This window comes from Lysinibacillus sp. NPDC097868, from assembly GCF_044761135.1.
Classification (GTDB): Bacteria; Bacillota; Bacilli; order Bacillales_A; family Planococcaceae; genus Lysinibacillus.
Genome location: NZ_JBIWBS010000004.1, coordinates 100044 through 121443 on the forward strand (window position 1 = coordinate 100044; position 21400 = coordinate 121443).

The window sequence follows — 21400 nt, forward strand, 5'->3', positions numbered from 1 at the left end:
AGAATCTCCTCCTTTCTTAGTCCTTACAAGACAATATATGCCGTTGGATACAACTATCACTAGCCGAATGTCTATTGGAAACATAAGCTATTGCAAGGGGGTGAACGTATGTCAGTCATATCAACTGATGATTGGCTTTACGAGTTAAAGACTAGTCAAAAGTTAAACAACAGTAGAGATTTTGAAGATTTGCAACGTACTATTCTTTGTAGCCGATTAGTAGAACATTTTAATGGTGGAACACCACATGAAATACAGTTTGAATTACAGCAACAAGGGCTATTTCGAGCACATGAAAAAATTGATATTAAGAAGCTACAAGATCAAAATACTTGGGAAATTGTTCGGGAAGAATATTTTTATTTAAAGAAACGTTGGGGCGGGCCAGATATACCAATCTATATTTTCCCACTAACACAGGAGCAAAATATTACAAACAAAAATGGTGTTGCATATCCAGATGCTTTATTTTTATTTATAGGAGAGCTAGAAAAGGAAGAACTTAAAGCTTTATTTGCACATGAATACAATCATGTTTGCCGACTGCACTACTTAAACAAATCGTTACGGGAAGTAACGCTATTAGATTCATTAATTTTAGAAGGTTTAGCAGAATGTGCAGTAGAGGAAATTTACGGGTCTAAATGGTTAGCGTCTTGGTTGAGCAATTATTCATTGGAAAAAATGCTAGCCATTTGGAAGACTCAGTTTTTGCCCAATATTAATGTTCAAGGCTTAAATAATCATGTTGAATTTTTATATGGTGGAAAACTGCCACCCTGGATTGGGTATTGTATTGGTTATGAAATTGTAAGGACATATATTGAAAATCACTCGGCTAAAGAGCTTCTTAAAAAAAGTTCAAAAAATATACTTACGGGCTCTGCATTTCCTTTATAGCTACGAAAAACCAGTTGTCGATATTTGAATTGACAACTGGTTTTGGTCTTTAGATAGAGATTATATCCATTGCTATAGCAATGCCAAGTAAAACAATACTTAACCCCCACATCCAAAAGAAAGAGTATTTTAAGTGTCTCCCCATTTCTAATCCTGATAAGCCTAACGCTAACCAGACAGCTGGGGCAAGTGGCGATACAAATGTACCTACAATATTACCAATAACCATTGCATAAGCAGTTGAAAGGGAATCAATATTGAAAGATAGGCCAATCTGTTCAACTACAGGGAATAAGGCAAAATAGTAGGCATCAGTACTTAACAACAAATCAAATGGTACGCCTAATACACCGATAATAATATGTAAATACGATGATAGGGCTGACGGTAAAATAGTTACGGCATTGTTGGCAATAGCCGTTAACATTCCAGAGCCATTGAGGATGCCTAAAAATAAGCCAGCGGCAATAATAATGGACGCCATCGTTAAAGCACTTGGGGCATGTGTTCGTACCCGCTCAATTTGTTCATTCGGTGTACGATAGTTAATTGGCAGAGCGATGGCCACGCCGATTAAAAAGGCTAATCCTGCTGGTACAATACCTGCCACTAAAATCCCTATTACTAAAATAGTAATTAACGCATTAACCCATAATAATTTTGGCCGACGTAAGGCTATGTCTACTTCTGCTGACCCAACTACTTGATTTAAATTAGAATCATCGTGCGTAACATCGAGTGTGCCATACTGTTTCAGAATGCGTTTTTTTTCTCTAAAGCCTAGGTATAGTGCTAAAACTAGCATTAGTCCAATACCAATAATTTGAATTGTAATTAACGGATACCATAGTTCAGTAACATCCACTTCCAATACTGATGCAACACGACCTAACGGACCTCCCCAAGGTACCATATTTACAACGGCTGCAGCTCCAGCAATTAATAAAAGTAATAAGTATGGATTCATTCGTAATCTTAAATATAAAGGTAATAATGCAGGGATCGTAATTAAAAACGTAGAAGCACCGGAACCATCTAATTGAGCTACTACAGCAATAAGTACTGTAACAACAGCAACGATAACAATATTTCCTTTTGAAAGCGCAATCATTTTGTTGATCAATGGTTCAAACAGTCCTACATCTTGCATAATACCAAAGAAAATAATTGCAAAGATAAACATAACAGCGACACTCATCACAGAGCTTAGTCCGGAATTAAAGAATTCGCCTAGTTCATCAAAATTAAAACCAGCGATTAATGCAGCTATTATCGGTGGAATAACCATTGCTACAAGTGGCGATACACGACCACTGATGAGTAGAGCAATAATAATCATAATGGTGAAAAAGCCAATTACACTTAAGCTCAAAAAAAGCCCCTCCCTTTTAATTGAGTATTCTGACTATTTAAAGTTAGCATGGTGCTGGTGGGAAGGGAATAATATGGCCATATGTTAAATAAGAATCAAACTATTCATTTTGTTCATAAGTTCCATGATAAATATATTTCCTTTCAGGTCTGCCAATCGTTCCGTAAATGGGCTTTATGTGCAAAAATTGTTCGCCAACTAAGTATTCTAAATAGCGGCGAGCTGTTGAACGACTAGAACCGATAAGCTCACTTAATTGTGAAGCAGTAAGCTCCTGCGCTTGAGGATTTTCAAATATACTTTTAACAGTTTGTAACGTATGTAAATCGATTCCTTTTACGAGCTTATCTTCCGTAGTAATGGATTCACGATAGAGTAAGGAATCAAGGTCATATTGCGTGATAGTCATGCTATTTTGAAATAAATGATGTTCATTCAAATATTTTTTAAATGCTTGTTGAAGTCGTTGTTGTTCAAACGGTTTAATTAAATAATCTAAAATCCCCAAATCCACGACGTCTTTGATTAAACTTCTTTCTGTAGCAGCTGAAATAATAATTATTTTAATAGAAGGATAGTGATGACGTATATGGCGTACTAATGAACTGCCTTCAACATCAGGGATATACAAATCCGTTAAAATAATTGCCGGCAAGCTAGAGGTTAGGTTTAGTTTTTTAATCGCCTCTTGTCCTGTACGAAAACTTTCAGTAACACTAAAACCTCCTATTGTATGTACATAATCTGCGTGAATGCTTGCTACTCTAAAGTCATCTTCAATAATCCATACACTTTTGCATGCTGTCATACGAGATTACCTCCTTTAGGAACTATAATTAAAAAACATGCTCCCGATAAATCGCCAGAATCTAATAAAATATCTCCATTTATCTTTTCAAGGGCTTTTTTACTTATCGTCAAGCCATGTCCACGATCTAAGCCTTCTTTTGTGGAAACACCCTTTGTAAAAATTTTATCGTACAAATTGTTATCGATACCGGGTCCATTATCTTGTATTTCAAATAAGTAATGATTTTTAAAATCGTTGATGGAAAGTTGAATCATTTTATCGGAGGCTGGCCAGTTTTTTAAAGAATCAATGGCATTTTGAAGGACATTACCAAGTGCAGTTAAGATAGCATCTTCCTGAGGTTTAGATAATTGAATAGATGGGGAAATTTCCTTTAGCTCAAGTTTAATGCCAAGTTCAGCTGCTTCTGCCATTTTCCCTTGAATTAATGCTAGTAGTATTGGAGCTGTTACATTACTGTTTAAAAAGGCCTGATTTTTAAGTTGTATGTTTCGCTCTTCTTTAATAAAATCGATTGCTTGATCGTAGTGTTTATGAACAAGCAAACCTAAAATAATATGAAGCTTATTTGCAAATTCGTGTGTATAGGCACGTTGTATATTGGCATATTGCTTTACCTGTTTTAGTTCATCGATAACTTTTTGAATGTCCGTTTTTTTTCTAAATGTATACAATGAACCGATTTTTCTTTTCTTTTCAATTAATGGCGCTTTATTTAAGATGATAATATGTTCGTCTAGTGATAGTTCTAAATTGTGAATATGTTCTTGTGCAACAATTTTAGGGGTGAAAAGATGTTCAATTTTTGTCCCCATCCATGTGGAAATGGGTTGATTATGAGTAGAATCTAGCATCTCGTATGCACTTTTATTAATAGTAGTGATTTGATTTAAATGATTGACCGCCAGTATACCTTCTTCTGTTGTCTCTAAAATTACTTTGTTTTGCTGATACAACTTAGCGATGTGCCTGGGCTCCATATTGAACAATAACGCTTTTATATAAATGGATATAGCGATTGCTCCAAGTATGCCTATGAAGAGAATCATAATTGTATATTGTAGCCATTTGTAAATATGTTCCTTGATGGTTGTCTCGATATGAGCCGTTAAAAAACCGACAGAAACAACACCGATAATGTTATCGTCTAAAATAATAGGAGCTTTCCCTCGAATGGATTCACCTAATGACCCTATCGTTTTAGAAGTATAGGCTTGTTTATTTTGTAATGCGGCATCATTGTCTCCACCAACCATTTTATGTCCAATTTTATCTTCTGATGGGTGTGAATAACGAACACCTTCAGCATTACCAACGACAATAAACGCTGCATCAATCTCCTGTCTTAACGGTTCAACAATTAGCTGAATCGTTTCACTTGGATGTTCTTCATCGAAGGCTGTAATAATTTCCTCCATTGAGGCAATGGTTTTTGCAATATTTAATGCTTCTACGCCTATTTGTTTTTCTGTTGTTTCTCGAATGTGTTCTTGCAAAAGATAAATAAACAGCCCACATATGACAAGAATTAGAATAGTCATTAAAAAAATCATTTTAACTGTTAGAGACTGGAACAAATTTTTCATATTTCACCTCTATGTAGTTAGTTTATTTTTTCGATTGTTTCTAAATTCAAGTGATAAAAACCTCGTGAAAGAGCGTATTTGAAATAGTCTATCATAAATCTTCAACAAAATGAGAGTAGATAAACAAGCTCATCATTATGGGAAACGTTCTAAAACTTTACGCTACAATAAAAGAAAGGAGTGATGGCTGTGTCAGATGAAGTGAAAAATGTACTGCCACCTGTTATTGATGTGGCAACAAAGGTGCTCATTGTCGGTTCAATGCCAGGAAAGCTATCATTAGAGAAGCAACAATATTATGGCAATCCACGCAATCACTTTTGGGCTATCATTGGGGAAATTTTAAAGAGAGCGATACCTGTAGATTATGGTCAGCGAATAGAGTTGTTAATGGAAAATCACATTGGGCTATGGGATACAATCGAATCATGTGAACGGAAGGGCAGTTTAGATGCAGCCATTCGAAATGAAAAACCAAATGACTTTAAAACACTTTTTATACATTACCCAAATATTGAACTTGTGCTTTTTAATGGTGGGAAGGCATTTGAAGTGTTTAAAAAACATATTGGCTTTGATGTTTTAGACGGGCGGGCATATCAAAAAATGCCATCGACTAGCCCAATACCTGGTAGAAATATTAAATCCTTCAATGAAAAGCTGGAGGATTGGCGAGTGATGCAATCGTATTTAGCGTAATAAGATGCAACATTCATGAACTGTATTTTTGTGCGAAAAAGTAGTGGACAAGTGGAGACTAAATTGGTGAGTAGGCTAATGGCTCAATCAGCTTTCGCCCCCTTTACATATATTGAATTATGTTAAAGGGGGAGTTTGTATTGAATTTATTTCCAAGCGATGACTTAGGAGAAAGACGTCTACCACCTAACTTTGGCCCACCAAATATGGGTCCACCTAACTTTGGTCCACCTAATTTCGGCCCACCAAATATAGGACCGCCTAACTTTGGCCCACCTAATTTCGGCCCACCAAATATGGGTCCGCCTAATTTCGGTCCACCAAATTACGGTCCGCCATCAACTGGCCAAATGCCGACCAGTGCTCCACCAAGTTTTTCTCCAGCTATGCCTGCTTGGCATGGAGGAGCTAGTGGTATTCAAAGATGTTTATTTAGGAATACGTTTATATGGACGACGAACGGAAGAAGTTTTTGGTTTTTCCCGACGGTTATTGGTAGGGACGTTATTGCAGGATTCCGCTGGAGTAGAAGGTCTGGCTGGCGTTTCAGTACAATTTTGCGAGATAACATACTCGCATTCGAATGTTTTAGATAAGGGACCTTTACGAGGGATTCGTCGATTTACCGCGATGAATCCCCTTTTTATTTTAGTGTACATAGCTCCTTTTTCGAAAATATAGAGAGAAATTTATTATAAATATTCTGTTTTTGAGCAATTGATGTTACAATTATTGTAACTAAAGATGAAGGGACGATGGGTGGCTAATGATTAACTAATCTTATTTTTTGCACATGAAATGTATATTTCAATGAACCAAAAATAGGATTAGTCTGCCCATTTTCCATAAGTGCAACGATATCGGTTTAACCGCCGACGATCGTTAAACGCATACTTAAAACGCATATTTTCCCGCTAGAAGTTCTTTAGTGGGGGATAGCATTTTTTAGTATTGGATCATCTCATAAATAAGGCTCTACGTTGGAGCTTTTTTTATGTATGATATTTCGCGACTAATCCTTCCAAAATAATTGGAGGGATTTTTTTGTCCCTCTATACGGAGAGGAACGGATGTAATGAAAGAACTTTTAAAATTACAAAATGTACAGTATGAAGTGAGTGACACAGTTATTTTTGATAATGCCACCGCTACAGTAAAACAGGGTGAAGTCATTGGCATAATAGGTAAAAATGGAGCTGGAAAATCGACATTGTTACAGCTAATTCAAGGCATACTAACTCCTACAAAAGGGCAGCTATTGTGGTTACAGCAAATCAAAATTGCTTATGTAGAACAAGAGCAAGCAGCTATTGAAAATTGGGAAGTAAGTGCAGAGGAAGCAGATTTACTCGCTAAATGGCATGTGCCAAACACAGAGTTTGTAGCTTTAAGTGGTGGTGAAAAGCTGAAGAGACGACTAGCACGAGGCTTTTCACAACATGCGCAATTACTATTGTTGGATGAACCGACAAATCACTTAGATGAAACAAGTACAGCACTGCTAATCGCCCAAGTAAAAAAATATGGCGGTACAATTATTGTCGTGTCCCATGACCGTTATTTTTTAGACGAAGTTGCTACGAAAATATGGTCACTGGAAGACGGAAAACTGATAGAGCATAGTGGTCATTATACAAGTTATATAGCGGCACGAGAGCAACAAAGGTTAGCGCAGCAACGTGCCTATGATAAACAACAAAAAAATATTGAACGTATTGAAGCACAAATGAGTGAGCTTTCGTCTTGGTCGCATAAGGCACACGCGCAATCGACCAAGCAAGAGAGTTTTAAAGAGTTTTATCGAGTAAAGGCTAAACGAATGGATGCGCAAGTAAAATCAAAGAAAAAACGCTTGGAAAAGGAGCTAGCAAAAACGAAAGTTGAACAACTTAAGCAAGAAGATGAAGTGCGATTTTCAGTAGTGACAAACCAACGGGTAGGAAAACGATTTTTAGAGTGTAAGCATGTAACAAAATCTTTCCAGCATCGTCTTATATTTAAAGATATAAATATGGTAATCAAGTTTGGTGAAAAGATTGCTATTACTGGCCCAAATGGTAGCGGGAAAACGACATTATTGAAAGTACTGACAGGACAAGAAAAAGCGGATGGTGATATATGGATTTCACCTGCTGCCAACATCGGCTATTTAACGCAGGATGTATTTGATTTGCCTCTTGAACTTACACCAGAGCAATACTTTTACAAGGAGACTTTCGAGGAAAGAGGTAAAGTCCGCAATATCATGAAACATTTAGGATTTACAGCGAGTCATTGGACAGCACCTATTGGCAATATGAGTATGGGTGAGCGTGTGAAGTGTAAGCTTATGGCATATATACTAGAGGAAAAAAATGTTCTCATTTTAGATGAGCCAACGAACCATTTAGACTTACCTTCAAGAGAGCAATTGGAGAAAACATTAGAGCTGTATACAGGTACATTGCTCGTTGTATCACACGATCGCTATTTTTTAGAAAAAACGACAAGCACTGTTTGGGAGCTTAAAAATGAAGGCATTGAGAAAAAATGGAGAGAGAGCGCACCGCCACAAGTAAATGATACGAGTGCACTACGACTAAAGCTTGAAAATGAAAGACAAGAAATACTCGGCAAACTTAGCTTTCTAACTGCAAAGGATAAGGAATATGCAGTGCTTGATCGTAAGTTTAATGACTTGACTAAGCAAATTAATAATCTTCGCTAGTTTCACGTTTAAGAGAGACAAGAGTGGGGAAAATAAACTTGATTCAGCAGAAATTCTCCACTTTTATAATGAGGGGGAAACCTGGCTAATGTCACAGGCATTTAGAGCAGGATTGAAAAAACGCCAAAGCAAGGCCAAAAGAGGGGTGTCTACATGAAAAAATTACTTTTTACGAGCTTACTCACGATTAGTATGCTAAGCGCATGTACTACAGATGACGAGAAAGTGAGCGAGCAAGACCATACACAACAAGACCATACGCAAGAAGAGCAACAATCAAATGAAAATCAGAGCACGACAACTGAATCAAATTCTGAAGACACTGTCTCTTCTGTAACACAGGCAGAAGCATTGAAAACGATAAAAGAGCAGCTTGGAACAGAGTTAGCGATTGTTATGCCAAATAATCTTCCGCTAACAAAGGGGAATTTTTTAACGGCAACAACAACAGGTTCAGACAAACAAGCTGAAGTTCTTTTTCTAGAAAGTAAAGAGTATATTCCTGTAAATGATGTGAAACTAAAAAATGCTTCAAATGCAACAGCGATTGCCAAGCTTACTGTAAAGCTATTTGACAGTATAGATGAGGCAAGCAACCAGATTGCTTATGAAGACTTTAGTAAAAATGGCGGGCAACAAGTACCGCTCGGATACAATATTAATGGCTATCAGGATGCAGGAGCTGGCTCGTTATGGACTGGATGGAATGAGGGGAGATGGGCCTTAGCAACCCATACCCGAACAGATAATTCAGCCGCTGGAGTAGACCTAGCGAAACAAGCAGTAGAATATTTAGAATCCCATACGCTTCCGATTCCACATGAAAACGGCATGGTGCATTTAGATGTCTATGAATCAGGAAACTTAATCGTATGGCAGGATGGAAAGCTTGTCTATACACTTGATTCGGTAAAGGACCCAATGAAGGCACTAGCAATTGCATCAGCTTTTAATCAATAAATAAAATTCCTTGAGTGGCAATCCGCTCAGGGAATTTTTTTGCCTGTTTACTTTTCAACTTCATGTATTAGTAGCGTATACTCTGCCAACCATTTTTGCCATGCTTCCATTGGAAATTCCCCATGCACAGAGTCGTTTAACAAATCAGACAGGAGCTCTAAGCAAATATGCCATCCAGCTAAATCTTTAGGCGTATGATCAGTCAGCTGACCGATTTTTTCATGCAACACTAATATTGAACCATCACTAGTCGGTGATAGCTCAAAGCGTACACTATCCTTGCCCCATTCAAACTCCAGTACCTCCTGCTCAATATAATCCGTAATGTCGATGTCTATAAAGGTATCGGTTCCGTCATTCATATTAAAACGCATTTTACCATTTTTCTTAGGCTCAATCATTTCTAAATTGCTCATCCATTTTTGAAGTTTGCCATTCTTTGTTAATACCGCCCAAACTTCACTAATTGAATGTGAAAGTGGCCAAGTAAATTGAGCGCTATAGCCAGATTGATGTTTTTGAATTGTAGCTAGCATAAATATCCTCCTTGAATTTAAGGCTATTTGACCTCTTAGTTATGAAAGATTGCTTGGAATAATCGAGTCACGCCTTCTTGTATTTCATCTTTCTTTAAATGTCCAAATCCTAAAATAATTCGATTGTTATGGTTTCCTTTACAAATTGAATGATCTTCTACTGGATATACTTTTACACCAAATTGTTCAATTTTTTCAAGTAGTGCCTTTGAGAAGTTGATGTTTTGTAGTTCTACCACGAGGTGCAGCCCAGTGGAATAGCCCAAAATCCTAATTTTATTTGAAAAGGTAGTATGTAAACAGTCGATAAGAAAATCTCTATTGTTCCTATAATACTTCTTCATTTTTGCAATATGTCGTTCTAAGTATCCTTCTTTAATAAAACGTGCAAGAATAAGCTGATCTACCGAAGGTGTATGTAAATCTGAAAACCATTTAAGCTGACGGCATTTTTCAACAAGGTCTAATGGAAGAACGAGATAGCCAATTCTTAATGCTGGTGAGAGAATTTTACTAAAAGATCCAACGTAGAGAACACGATTAGGGTCTAATCCTTGTAAAGAGCTTACAGGAGGGCCTTCATATCTAAATTCGCTATCATAGTCATCTTCCACCAAATAACACTCTTTTTGTCTTGCATAGTTTATTAACTGAATCCTGCGTTGGATTGGTAAAGTACCGCCTAATGGAAACTGATGAGAGGGGGTAATAAAGACGAATTTTGGCTGTTGATTATGTGGTAATAAGGATGTTCTCATACCGGATTTATCAACTGGAATTGCATAAATAGAAGCGCCAGAAGATTTAAATATTGTTTGAATATCATTTGTAATCGGGTCTTCCATAATAGCGATATCATTTGCTGATAATAATAATCTAGCAATAATGGTTAATGCCTGAGTAGCACCAGAAGTTATGACTATTTGATCTGGATGGCATTCGACACCCCTTGTCCGCAATAAATAGTTGGCTAATACGTCCCTTAATTCGTATCGACCTTCAGGTAGGTCGTAACCAAAAAGTGTAGGATTCGTATCATTCCATATACTATGAGATAATTTTGCCCATGTTTTACGTGGAAATAAACTTAATGCAGGAATGCCCGAACGAAAATCAATTTTCGTTTCTTCCTTTTTTTCTTCCGTTCTGTTCTTTAATGTAACTTTGTTAGATTGAGTTAATAAGGCACCATCTGCAACAAATGTACCGGAACCTCTATAGGAGACTATAAATCCTTCTGCTATTAGTTGATCATAAGCTTCTAATATTACATTTCTAGACACATTTAACTCGGAACAGAGTTTACGTGTTGATGCCAACCTCTCGCCACCTTGTAAAGTTCCATTTAAAATTTTTTCACGAATTTGTTGATAGACCTGTTTATTTAAAGGTATTTCTAATGCTCTATTTATTGGTATCCACAGCATGTTTATTCGTCTCCTTCTTAAAATTGGTACCGTTAAAAAGTATAGTAAGTGGTTCTATTTTTACCAATATTACCATGATACAGTAACTTTAAATAATGAATAGGAGCTGAAAAAATGAAAAAGCCAGAAGAATTAGTTATTCAAGTATTGAAATCGGCTGCAAGAAACAATCAAATGAAAAATGAATTTCAACAATCGAAAGAACTTTATCCATTATTATCGAAGGCTGCAAGACGGTATGTAGCAGGGGAAGAAAGAGCGGAAGCCATTTCCGTAGCAAAAAATTTATTTGCTAAAGATTATCAAATTTCACTTGAGTTTATTGGAGAAAATACTGTGAATCTTGAGGAATGCCAAAAGGCTACAAACGAATTTATGGAGTTGATCGAAGAGCTTGGTACTTTAGCTATGGAGCAAACCGTATCATTTGATTTATCGCATATTGGATTGTCTATAAACAAAGAGATTGCTTATAAACACCTACTTCAACTTGTTCAGCAGGCAAAAAAATACGGCATTATTTTAATGATTAGTATGGAAGAATCTTCAAAGACGGACGATATTCTTAACATATATAAAAAGATAGCTACCGAATACAACAATATCGGCATCACGTTACAAGCTCATTTATACCGAACTGAGTTGGATATACAGGAGCTTGTTCAATATCCTGGGAAGATACGAATGGTGAAAGGTGCTTTTCAAGAGCCAAATACGATTGCATTTAAGCGATCAGAAGAGTTGAATAGTCGCTATCTTCAATATGTAGATCAATTAATAAAATTAAATCATCCTATTTCAATAGCTACGCATGATGAATCCATTATACAAGTGATGGAACATCGACAATATTTTAAGCAAACTAATGTAGAAATTGAGACGCTTTATGGAATTCGACCGGATTTAATTCGGAGTTTAAAAGAAAAAGGATATAACTGTAAAGTATATTTGCCGTATGGTCATGATTGGTATTTATATTTGTGTCATCGTCTTGCCGAAAACCCGAAGAACCTATATTTAGCAGTAACGGACATGTTAAGTACATCATTAGTAGATAGTAGTGAAGATTATTGAAGATTCAAATCATTCCTATTATAAATATTTGCCTTGCTATGAGTATAGTAGGAAGCTCTGTTGTTGCGGGTAAACTCATTGTTCAAAGTTTCCCTGTATTTCTTGCCTCTGAACTGAGGTTTTTAGTCGCAACAATCATTTTAGTACCGATATTATTAATAGTTGAAGGTATGCCTTCAATGCGAAAAAAAGACTATCTCTTCTTATTTTTACAAGCATTATCAGGTGTGTTTTTATTTAATATTTTTATGCTTTATGGACTGACGCAAACGACAGCAACTGAAGCAGGTTTAATTACAAGTACTATCCCTGCCTGTACGGGGTTACTGTCACTATTTTTATTGAAAGAAAAATTAACAAAGAATGTTGTATTGGGCATATGCATTGCAATGATGGGAATTACGACGATGAATGCTCCTGGGATGTTTGGTATTTCTAATGCTACTCATATATCAGTAGTTGGTAATCTACTTGTATTTGGTGCAATTATGTGCGAGTCATTGTTTATTATATTTGGAAAATTTATTTCTCAACGTGTTAGTGCGTTAGCTATTTCTACAATTGTTAGCTGTTTTGGATCAATATTATTTCTACCATTTGCTTTATATGAAAGTAGGCAGTTTGCATATGAAAAAGTGTCATTTGCTGAATGGGGCTTAATCCTTTATTTTGGAATCGTTGTAACTGTCATCGCGTTTATTTTGATGCATCTTGGGATAGCAAAAGTGTCAGCAAATATGGCTGGCATTTTAACGGGCATTTTGCCAATCAGTAGTATTGCGTTATCTTCTTTGTTATTAGGAGAAGCTATTACTTCTGTTCAATTAATTGGATTTGTATTAATTTTAGTTGCAATATTTTATCTATCAAGACAACCAGCATCAAAATAAGTGTTTTGAAGAGCTGAAAAGAGGAGGAATGTAAATGGATTATCAACAAGCTTTAACATGTTACATTGATGCAACAAATACTCATGATTTTAACAACGTCAAAGCGCTATTACACCCACAAGCAGTTTATTGGTTTACTGATCAAACATGCACAACGCTAGAAGAGATAGAGGTTTATTTCAATCATGCATGGCATGTCATAAAAGATGAAGTTTATCGTGCGGAAAATGTTCAGTGGCTTACTGCGGATGCAACTACCGCTACCTGTATTTATACATACCATTACGAAGGGTATCATAATGGCACATTTGTATCAGGGAGCGGGAGAGCGACAAATGTTTTTACTGTAGTAAATAATGAATGGAAGCTTATTCACGAACATTTAAGTAGCTAACGCAGTTGGCATAGGCGCACCCTTATTATTCTAACTTTGCCGCATAAATGCGTGAACTTTCCCCCCAAGGATGGTAGCCAGTCCCGATATGAGAATAGCCATAGCGTTCATATAAACCAATATGATCTGTACAAAGATAAAGGTGTGAAAATCCGTGTCGCTGGGCATCCTTTTTAGCTTGCTCTAATAGCAATGCTCCATATGCATGCCCGCGATGGCTTTCTTCAATATAAACCGCACATACCCAAGGATATAAATCCATACGACTAATAAAATCATTAGTTATTAAACCTGCACAGCCAATAATTTCATCATTGTCCATTAATAAATACCACTGCGGAAGTGGTGCCTGCGCAGTGATGCAATGTGAAATGCAATCCTCATAGAGCATCATACTTTCCTCACTGGCCCATTTGCTTTGTATGTAGCGGGTCGCCAATTCAGCATAGTAAGGCTCCTCACGTACAGAAATAATTTTCATACTTACACCCCTTTGAAAAATAAATGCATACAGTTATTATTGTAATAAATGGAAACGTTAATAAGCAATAATAAACCTATGGGAGAGGCAACAATGGTGCAAATTAGACCGCTGATATACATGATATCAGAGCTTTAACTGTGTTAATGGAGCAACGTGGGTATCCAACGACAGAGGAGCAAATGATGTTAAGATTGCAAGCTTTAGCAGCAAATCCAAGTTATCATACATTAGTTGCTGAAATGGATGGCCACGTAGTTGGGATGGCAGGATTGTGCCATAGCTTATTTTATGAGCATGATGGATGTTATGTACGGATTCAAGTCTTTGTCGTAGATCATAATTATCGTAGAAAGGGCATTGGACATAAGCTGCTCGAAGCGATAGAATACTGGGCAGCGGAACAGGGTGAGGCTGCACTTGTTTTGAATAGCGGTAATCGTGAAGAACGCAATGCCGCTCAACAATTTTACCAACGGAAAAGTATCGGTTTTAGCAAGCAATTAAAATAGGGATATATCAAGGGGCTTGATTGAATGAAGCGGTTACTAACAGAAAGAGATTTAATAACTTTAATAGAGTCAGATCCGTGGATGATGGAAATATTACGCTGTGTCGAGCAACTACAATTATCGGACAGTTGGGTATGTGCTGGATTTATTCGTTCAAAGGTGTGGGATTATATGCATGATTATCAAGAGAGAACGCCATTAGGTGATATTGATGTCATTTATTTCGATAAACAGCATATTTCAGAACAACTAGAGAAGCAATATGAGCAGCGATTATTAGAACTCTTACCTAAAGAACCATGGTCTGTGAAAAACCAAGCTAGAATGCATGTCGTAAACGATTGTAATCCGTATCAATCCTCTGTTGATGGAATTGCACACTTTCCTGAAATACCTACAGCGATTGGCGTAAGGCTTACACAAGGTGCATTGGAAATTGCAGCGCCTTATGGCATACAACAATTGCTGTCGGGTATTGTTGCGCCTACACCTTATTTTGATGAAAATACACAATTGCATGACATTTATCAAAAGAGGATACATAACAAACGATGGCATAATAACTGGCCAAAATTAGTATTTGTAACATCAGTATAGCTAAAGGAGCTGAAAGAATTGCATCCAGAAAAGAAGCAAATACTTATGCATTATGAAAAATCTATACAGTGGCTAGAGCAACTTTCGCATGTTACAGACAAGCAGTGGCGTTCACCAATACAACAAGGGAAGTGGACAGTTGCCGAAGTGATTGGACATTTAATTCAATGGGATGAATTTGTATTGCATGAGCGCATTCCATTTCTATTTTCAAAAGAGCAGTTACCTAAGGGGCCCAATGTGGAACAGATGAATGCTGAAGCAGCGAGTAGTAGTCATTTACAAAGTATGGAGCAAACATTGCAAGCGTTACTTAATAGTAGGCGTTTACTGTTAGATGCCCTTTCGCGTTTACCAGATGAATTGTGGCAGCAGAGCTTTAAAATCGCGCACTCTGAGCTTACACTTTACAGTTATTTTTCTGGCTTAGTAGAACATGATTTGCATCATTTTTCACAAGTCCAAAATGTTATAGGTGAGATGGAATGGAGATAAATATAAATCAAATCATTGATTATTATGCACAGGCAACAGTGAATTTTGTTGATATTTTTACGAATAAAATGGAACCAGATCGAAAGGATATCGGGCGTACAACAGCGCCGGGGAAATGTGGTCTAGTCTTTCCACTAGCAGGCAGTGCGTCTTTTAGCTTTAATGGTACGCCCTATCTCATGGAGCCAGGAATGGTTGTTCATGCGGGGCCACAAATGCCAATAGAGATACATACGATCGGTGATAAAGTGTGGGAGTATGCGGTAGTCCATTATCATATACCTGCAGAAGAGGCGGCTATTAATCCATTAGCAGCACAGCATTTCTTAATCAATACAGGAGAAAACTCAAAAATTATTAATCTCATACAACAGCTAATAGAAAGTTATGCAATGCCAGGTAGTATGGCAACATTTAAATCAAAGTCGATATTTATGAATTTAGTGGAAACAATTTTAATTTCGGCAAAAATGAAGGTTCTTGATACAGCAAATGAAATGATGGAGCAGGTTATACAATACATTCACGAGCATTATTCGAAACCACTATCAGTGTCTAAAATTGCACAGGAATTTGGTATGGAGCGTCGAAGATTTGCCTATCTTTTTGAACAGCATACAGGTATGAATCCTAGTAGCTATTTAACAGAATATCGCATGCGACGGGCAAAGGACTTGCTACGATATTGCGATTCTACAGTAACTGAAATTGCAGAATGTGTAGGCTATGTTGATAGCTTTTACTTTAGCAGGGTATTTAAAAAAAGCACTGGAATGTCTCCAACAGCATATCGAAAAATAATGATGGAAGAAGCTTGATATATTTAAAGGTAACGAGAGAAATCGCCGATAAAAACTCGTAAATCGCCAGTAAGATAAAAAAATCGCTGGTAAACCTGAGGAAAGCATCCTCTATAGCTGACGACACCGATATAGAAAAAAAGTGTTAGATTGATTGCGGTCAATCTAACACTTTTTTTCTTATGAATCAGCATCTTTTTTTACAATAATTTCGGCAAAAGTCCATATAGAAAATAAAATTGTCCATTCACAACTATTTTTCTCTTTGGTAGGATAGAGTTCGTAAATGATAATGGCTATCAATTAAATAGCAAATTCCTATTGACTTATAAATGAAAATGATTATCATTATCATAAGTAGACGAAAATAATGAGGAGAGATTCATTGTGAATAAATATATCAAAATGTGTGCACCTGCACTTTTAGCACTATCCCTTGCGGCGTGTGGTACAGATAAAGAGGAGTCCACACCTGTCAAAAATGAAGCAGCAGAAACAAGTACAACTGAAACACAAACAGACCAAGCAAAAACACAGAGCATTACATATTTAGGTGAAACGTATGAACTACCTGCAAAGGTGGAAAACATTGTAGCTGCAAGCTTAGAATCAATGGAAGATGCTGCAATGCTTGGTATCAAGCCAATTGGTGTACTTGATATTGGTGGCAAAATTCCATCATATCTTTCAAAAGATTTAGAAGGTGCAACGCTTGTCGGAAATAAAATGGAGCCGAATGCAGAGGCAATTTTAGCACTTGATCCAGATGTTATTATCGGTACTTCGAAATTTCCTGAAGAAACTGCTGAAAAATTAAATAAAATTCAAACAATGATTCCTTACTCACATATTTCAACAAATTGGAAAGAAAACTTAACACTTCTTGCGCAGCTTACTGGCAAAGAAGATGATGCTAAAAAAATTATTGCCGACTATGAAGCCAAAGTAGCGGACGCTCAGGTTAAATCTAAAGAGCAACTAGCAGACAAGGAAGTATTAATTATTCGCTTACGTGGCGGTGTTATGTATATCTATCCTGCAGGCGTTTACTTAAATCCAGTTCTTTATGAAGATCTAGGTGCACCAGTACCTGAAATTTTAACAACGACAAAAGCGCAAGCAGAACTTTCACTTGAAACGTTAGCACAGGTCGACCCAGATGCGATTTTCTTACAGTTTGAGGAATCTGAAAATACAGATGCCCCGAAAGCATTAGAAGATCTACAAAAGAATCCGATTTTTGCAAGCTTGAAAGCAGCTAAAAATGAACAGATTTTCGTCAATGCAATTGATCCACTGGCTCAAGGTGGTACTGCTTGGTCTAAGGTGAAATTCCTAGATGTTGCAGCGGAAAAATTACTTAAATAGAAGCAGTAGGCTGGTAGTAGAATTGGTGCAAGCACCGGGCTATTACCAGCCTTTTATAAGATAAAGATTAAATAGAAAAAGGTGTGGCAGTTGAAAAAAACAAACATAGTATCATTTTCTATATTAGTAGCTTCACCTTTCTTAATTGCGATTGTGGCTTTAATTTCTGTCATGTACGGAACAAAGGATATTAGCTCCTTAACTGTATGGCAAGCACTTACGGCATTTGACGCTGGAAATATTGATCATCAAATTGTAAGGACTAGTCGGATTCCTAGAATTTGCGCTGTATTATTAGTAGGTGCGTTTTTGGCAGTAGCCGGTGCGGTTATGCAAGGTATTACTCGAAATTATTTAGCTTCTCCGTCATTGATGGGCGTTAATGATGGTTCCGCATTTGTTATTACATTAGCGATTGTGTTTTTTCCAGGACTTCCAAATTATCAAATGATATTGCTATCTATGCTTGGCTCTGCATTGGGTGCTGGCATCGTTTTCGGTTTTGGCTCTCTAATCCGAAATGGGCTATCCCCAGTTCGTCTAGCCATTATTGGAACAGTAATAGGGACATTTTTGAGTAGTATCGCGACAGCAATAGCAATGTATTTCCAAGTGTCGCAAACGGTTAGCGCTTGGTATAACACTAAGGTACATACGGTAGACAATGATATGCTCGTACTTTCAATACCTTTCGGATTAATTGGCCTTATTCTTGCATTATTATCGGCAAGAGCTATTACAATCACCGCATTAGGCGATGATATTGCCTTAGGTCTTGGACAAAAAACAAAAGCAGTAAAAATTGTTAGTATGCTTGCAGTTGTATGTTTAACAGGTACGGCGGTTGCACTTGTCGGAAAAATAGCTTTTGTCGGGTTAGTCATTCCACATATTACGCGTTTCCTTGTAGGTGTGGATTATCGTTTTATTATTCCATGTGCAGCGGTAATAGGAGCATTTTTCTTAGCACTTTGTGATGTGCTCAGTCGTTATGTAAATTATCCATACGAAACGCCAATTGGTGTATTAACAGCGCTAGTTGGAGTCCCATTCTTCTTATACTTAGTTCGTAAGCACGGAGGTGAAAAGCATGCATAAAAAAACTTCCCGTGTAGTCATTACGACTGTTGCTATCCTTCTATTATTTATTTTAGGGGCAAGCTACCTCCATATTACCAATGGCGTTTTTGATATGTCAGTATTAGATGTACTAAAAACACTCTTACGTATTGAGCCAAACCCAAAATATGATCTTGTCATTTTTGAATTTCGTTTACCTCGAATTGTAATAGCAGCACTTGTTGGTGTGGGGCTAGGCATGGCAGGGGTTGTGCTACAGGGCATTACACGAAATGGCTTAGCAGATCCAGGGATTTTAGGTATTAATGCTGGTGCGGGTGCAGCAGTAGTCATTTTTATGTTTTTTTTCCAATTCCGTGTAGTGACGGCGGATGTCAGTAGCTGGTTATCTATTTTAATCATGCCGATTTTCGGTTTTGTGGGCGGTACGTTGGCCGCAGCTTTAATTTTTTCTTTTGCCATGAAAAATGGCCACCTAGATATGCAACGACTGATCTTAACAGGGATTGCTATTAATAGTGGATTTGGTGCATTATCGCTGTTTCTATCGTTGAAAATGAATGCGCAAGATTATGAATCGGCCGCAGTTTGGATGGCTGGTTCGATTTATAACGCCAATTGGATTTTTGTTGTGTCGATGTTGCCATGGCTCCTATTGCTAGGTTTTTATGTATATCGTAAATCGTATTTACTCGATTATTTTCAATTAGAAGAAGACAGTATTACAAGCTTAGGCATAGCGCTAGAAAAAGAGAAAATTAAATTATTATTGGCGAGTGTAGGCTTAGTAAGCGCCTGTGTATCAGTCTCCGGAAGTATTGGTTTTATTGGATTAATGGCGCCACATATTGCTAAACAGCTTGTCGGTATTCAACATCGTTATGTAATGCCGGTGAGTGCCCTAATAGGTGCATGCCTGCTTGTATTCGCTGACTTTATCGGTAAAACTGTCTTTGCACCTTCAGAGCTAGCAGTTGGTATTGTTGTTTCAATTATTGGTATTCCGTACTTCTTGTATTTACTAGTGAAGTCAAAAGCATAGGAGGAAGTAGTGTGCAAACTGCATTTAGAATGGAAAATTTGTCCTCAGGTTATGAGCATGTTCGTGTATTTGAAGGATTGAATTTAACGATCGAAGAGGGAAAAGTGACAACTATTATAGGTCCTAATGGTTGTGGAAAATCGACTTTATTAAAGACAATAGGACGCATTTTAAAGAAACAACAGGGAACGGTTTATTTACAGGAACAAAATATGCAGAATTTGTCGACGAAAGAAATTGCGAAAAAGTTAGCAATCTTATCACAGACGCCCATTGCACCAGGACAGTTAAAGGTAGAGGAGCTGATTGCATACGGTCGTTATCCACATCGTAATAATGTCAATCGCTTAACGAAGAAGGATGGAGAAATGATTGAATGGGCCTTAACGGTCACAAATACATTGGAGTATCGCAATCGAGAGCTTGCACAGCTTTCTGGAGGTCAACGTCAGCGTGTTTGGCTAGCAATGGCATTAGCACAAGAAACGAGCATTTTGTTGTTAGACGAGCCAACGACTTATTTAGATATGGCGCATCAGTTAGAGGTTTTAGATATCGTAAAAAATTTAAATGAACAACATGGCTGTACGATTGTCATGGTTTTGCATGATATTAACCATGCAGCAAGATATTCAGATCATTTAATTGCGATGCGTCAAGGTGTTGTGATGGAAACGGGAACACCACAGGAAATTTTATGTGCAGACGTCATGCGTAAAGTGTTTAATATTACGGCAAGAATTATGGAAGATCCAGCAACAAACACCCCGGTATGTTATGGCTATGATGTTTTAAAGGAGGAAGATAAATGACTGTAGAACAAGCAATTAACGTAACAGATTTTATAGCTTATGAAATGACTTCGAAGTTTACTGATTATACGTATACGATAAACATTTATGTACCTCAAGGGGAAATACCTCAAGGTGGCTTTCCTGTTTTATATGTATTAGACGGATCGTCATACTTCAATTTAGTAAAGGAAGCAATTCGCCTGCAAAGTCGTAATGCGCCCAAAACAGGCATAGTACCTGCCATTGTCGTCGGTGTAGGACATGGGGCTGATATGCATGAACGACGTTTTTATGATTTTACAGCACCAGCCGAAACGTATAGCTATCCTGCAAGATTTAAAGGAAATGGATATGATAAGCATGGAGGTGCGGTGAGTTTTAGTCGCTTTTTACAGGAGGAATTAAAGCCAAAAATTCAGCAACAATTCCATGCGAATGAACAGCATCAAACTTTATTTGGTCACTCTTTAGCAGGTTATTTTGTGTTGTGGCAATTATTTAATGAAAAACATAGTTTCCAACGTTATATAGCCATAAGCCCTTCCATCTGGTGGAATGAACATGAATTGTTCCAGAAGGCAAGCGTGTTTATGGAAGAGTACAAGCAAGTGAACGAACAATTATTTATCGGTGTAGGGGAACTTGAAACCTTTATGGTAGATGACGGACAACAAATGGCTAATGAGCTATTGCAAGTAATGGGTATTGAATTTTATGAAGCATTGCACGAAAATCATGCGTCTGTCGTACCCACTGTAATGAGTAGAGCAATACGTTTTGTGAATAAATATTAATTCAGTAACCGCATTATCTTTGGTAATGCGGTTTACTTATGGATATAAATACAATATTATGTATTTACAATCATAAAGGGT

The 21400-nt window shown here is 37.2% G+C and carries 23 protein-coding genes; 17 read left to right on the forward strand and 6 right to left on the reverse strand.

Features of this window, described 5'->3' with window-relative positions; translation table 11 throughout:
- The first annotated feature begins 108 nt into the window (after positions 1–108).
- Positions 109–900: a DUF2268 domain-containing putative Zn-dependent protease gene (locus ACIQXJ_RS19565; RefSeq protein WP_403056671.1), complete on the forward strand. Its 792-nt coding sequence runs from the start codon at positions 109–111 to the stop codon at positions 898–900.
- Between the two features lie 49 nt (positions 901–949).
- Here the strand turns inward: ACIQXJ_RS19565 and ACIQXJ_RS19570 are convergent, their stop codons facing one another.
- The 3 genes from ACIQXJ_RS19570 to ACIQXJ_RS19580 all read right to left on the reverse strand — a co-directional run bounded on the left by ACIQXJ_RS19570 (position 950) and on the right by ACIQXJ_RS19580 (position 4669).
- Complete coding sequence (locus ACIQXJ_RS19570; protein ID WP_403056674.1) at positions 950–2272, reverse strand: CitMHS family transporter; 1323 nt, start codon at positions 2270–2272, stop codon at positions 950–952.
- A gap of 100 nt (positions 2273–2372) precedes the next feature.
- Entirely contained in the window at positions 2373–3080 is a 708-nt protein-coding gene (locus ACIQXJ_RS19575) for a response regulator (RefSeq protein WP_403056677.1), read from the reverse strand.
- Positions 3077–4669 (reverse strand): ATP-binding protein, encoded by a 1593-nt coding sequence (locus ACIQXJ_RS19580; RefSeq protein ID WP_403056680.1) that lies wholly within the window; start codon positions 4667–4669, stop codon positions 3077–3079. The genes ACIQXJ_RS19575 and ACIQXJ_RS19580 overlap by 4 nt, the downstream gene beginning before the upstream one ends.
- A gap of 183 nt (positions 4670–4852) precedes the next feature.
- On the opposite strand from ACIQXJ_RS19580, the gene ACIQXJ_RS19585 reads away from it, so the two are divergent.
- The 4 genes from ACIQXJ_RS19585 (at position 4853) to ACIQXJ_RS19600 (ending at position 9035) form a co-directional block, all read left to right on the forward strand.
- Positions 4853–5368, forward strand: coding sequence for a DNA-deoxyinosine glycosylase (locus tag ACIQXJ_RS19585; RefSeq protein WP_403056683.1), 516 nt, complete (start codon positions 4853–4855; stop codon positions 5366–5368).
- Between the two features lie 140 nt (positions 5369–5508).
- The gene (locus ACIQXJ_RS19590; protein ID WP_403056686.1) at positions 5509–5964 is read left to right on the forward strand and encodes a hypothetical protein; all 456 of its coding nucleotides are present in this window, start codon (positions 5509–5511) and stop codon (positions 5962–5964) included.
- A 479-nt stretch (positions 5965–6443) separates the two neighbouring features.
- Positions 6444–8075, forward strand: coding sequence for a ribosomal protection-like ABC-F family protein (gene abc-f / locus ACIQXJ_RS19595; RefSeq protein ID WP_403056689.1), 1632 nt, complete (start codon positions 6444–6446; stop codon positions 8073–8075).
- Positions 8076–8228: 153 nt separating this feature from the next.
- Positions 8229–9035 (forward strand): hypothetical protein, encoded by an 807-nt coding sequence (locus tag ACIQXJ_RS19600; RefSeq protein WP_403056692.1) that lies wholly within the window; start codon positions 8229–8231, stop codon positions 9033–9035.
- Between the two features lie 47 nt (positions 9036–9082).
- On the opposite strand, the gene ACIQXJ_RS19605 is transcribed toward ACIQXJ_RS19600, so the two are convergent.
- Complete coding sequence (locus ACIQXJ_RS19605; RefSeq protein WP_403056695.1) at positions 9083–9571, reverse strand: SRPBCC family protein; 489 nt, start codon at positions 9569–9571, stop codon at positions 9083–9085.
- Between the two features lie 35 nt (positions 9572–9606).
- Positions 9607–10998 carry a MocR-like pyridoxine biosynthesis transcription factor PdxR gene (gene pdxR / locus ACIQXJ_RS19610; RefSeq protein ID WP_403056698.1) on the reverse strand — a complete coding sequence of 464 codons (1392 nt, stop codon included), beginning with the start codon at positions 10996–10998 and terminating at the stop codon, positions 9607–9609.
- A gap of 114 nt (positions 10999–11112) precedes the next feature.
- On the opposite strand from pdxR, the gene ACIQXJ_RS19615 reads away from it, so the two are divergent.
- From ACIQXJ_RS19615 to ACIQXJ_RS19625, 3 genes are read left to right on the forward strand one after another with little or no spacing between them, the layout of a single operon-like run.
- Entirely contained in the window at positions 11113–12072 is a 960-nt protein-coding gene (locus ACIQXJ_RS19615; protein ID WP_403056701.1) for a proline dehydrogenase family protein, read from the forward strand.
- Positions 12069–12962, forward strand: coding sequence for a DMT family transporter (locus ACIQXJ_RS19620; protein WP_403056704.1), 894 nt, complete (start codon positions 12069–12071; stop codon positions 12960–12962). The genes ACIQXJ_RS19615 and ACIQXJ_RS19620 overlap by 4 nt, the downstream gene beginning before the upstream one ends.
- A gap of 34 nt (positions 12963–12996) precedes the next feature.
- The gene (locus ACIQXJ_RS19625) at positions 12997–13356 is read left to right on the forward strand and encodes a YybH family protein (RefSeq protein WP_403056707.1); all 360 of its coding nucleotides are present in this window, start codon (positions 12997–12999) and stop codon (positions 13354–13356) included.
- A gap of 25 nt (positions 13357–13381) precedes the next feature.
- Here ACIQXJ_RS19625 and ACIQXJ_RS19630 read toward each other — a convergent pair whose 3' ends face one another.
- Complete coding sequence (locus ACIQXJ_RS19630) at positions 13382–13837, reverse strand: GNAT family N-acetyltransferase (RefSeq protein ID WP_403056710.1); 456 nt, start codon at positions 13835–13837, stop codon at positions 13382–13384.
- Between the two features lie 146 nt (positions 13838–13983).
- On the opposite strand from ACIQXJ_RS19630, the gene ACIQXJ_RS19635 reads away from it, so the two are divergent.
- From ACIQXJ_RS19635 to ACIQXJ_RS19675, 9 genes are all read left to right on the forward strand, one after another.
- Entirely contained in the window at positions 13984–14349 is a 366-nt protein-coding gene (locus ACIQXJ_RS19635) for a GNAT family N-acetyltransferase (RefSeq protein ID WP_403057058.1), read from the forward strand.
- A 24-nt stretch (positions 14350–14373) separates the two neighbouring features.
- Positions 14374–14946: a nucleotidyltransferase family protein gene (locus ACIQXJ_RS19640; RefSeq protein ID WP_403056713.1), complete on the forward strand. Its 573-nt coding sequence runs from the start codon at positions 14374–14376 to the stop codon at positions 14944–14946.
- Between the two features lie 18 nt (positions 14947–14964).
- Complete coding sequence (locus ACIQXJ_RS19645; protein ID WP_403056716.1) at positions 14965–15441, forward strand: DinB family protein; 477 nt, start codon at positions 14965–14967, stop codon at positions 15439–15441.
- Positions 15432–16259 (forward strand): helix-turn-helix domain-containing protein, encoded by an 828-nt coding sequence (locus ACIQXJ_RS19650; RefSeq protein ID WP_403056719.1) that lies wholly within the window; start codon positions 15432–15434, stop codon positions 16257–16259. Before ACIQXJ_RS19645 ends, ACIQXJ_RS19650 begins: the two co-directional genes overlap by 10 nt.
- Before the next feature lie 369 nt (positions 16260–16628).
- Entirely contained in the window at positions 16629–17609 is a 981-nt protein-coding gene (locus tag ACIQXJ_RS19655; RefSeq protein WP_401013270.1) for an ABC transporter substrate-binding protein, read from the forward strand.
- A 90-nt stretch (positions 17610–17699) separates the two neighbouring features.
- Complete coding sequence (locus tag ACIQXJ_RS19660; protein ID WP_403056723.1) at positions 17700–18707, forward strand: FecCD family ABC transporter permease; 1008 nt, start codon at positions 17700–17702, stop codon at positions 18705–18707.
- On the forward strand, positions 18700–19731 hold the full coding sequence (locus ACIQXJ_RS19665) for a FecCD family ABC transporter permease (protein WP_403056726.1): 1032 nt from the start codon (positions 18700–18702) through the stop codon (positions 19729–19731). The genes ACIQXJ_RS19660 and ACIQXJ_RS19665 overlap by 8 nt, the downstream gene beginning before the upstream one ends.
- 29 nt (positions 19732–19760) lie before the next feature.
- Positions 19761–20543 carry an ABC transporter ATP-binding protein gene (locus tag ACIQXJ_RS19670; protein WP_403057061.1) on the forward strand — a complete coding sequence of 261 codons (783 nt, stop codon included), beginning with the start codon at positions 19761–19763 and terminating at the stop codon, positions 20541–20543.
- Between the two features lie 14 nt (positions 20544–20557).
- Positions 20558–21319, forward strand: coding sequence for an alpha/beta hydrolase (locus ACIQXJ_RS19675; protein ID WP_403057064.1), 762 nt, complete (start codon positions 20558–20560; stop codon positions 21317–21319).
- Positions 21320–21400: the final 81 nt, after the last annotated feature.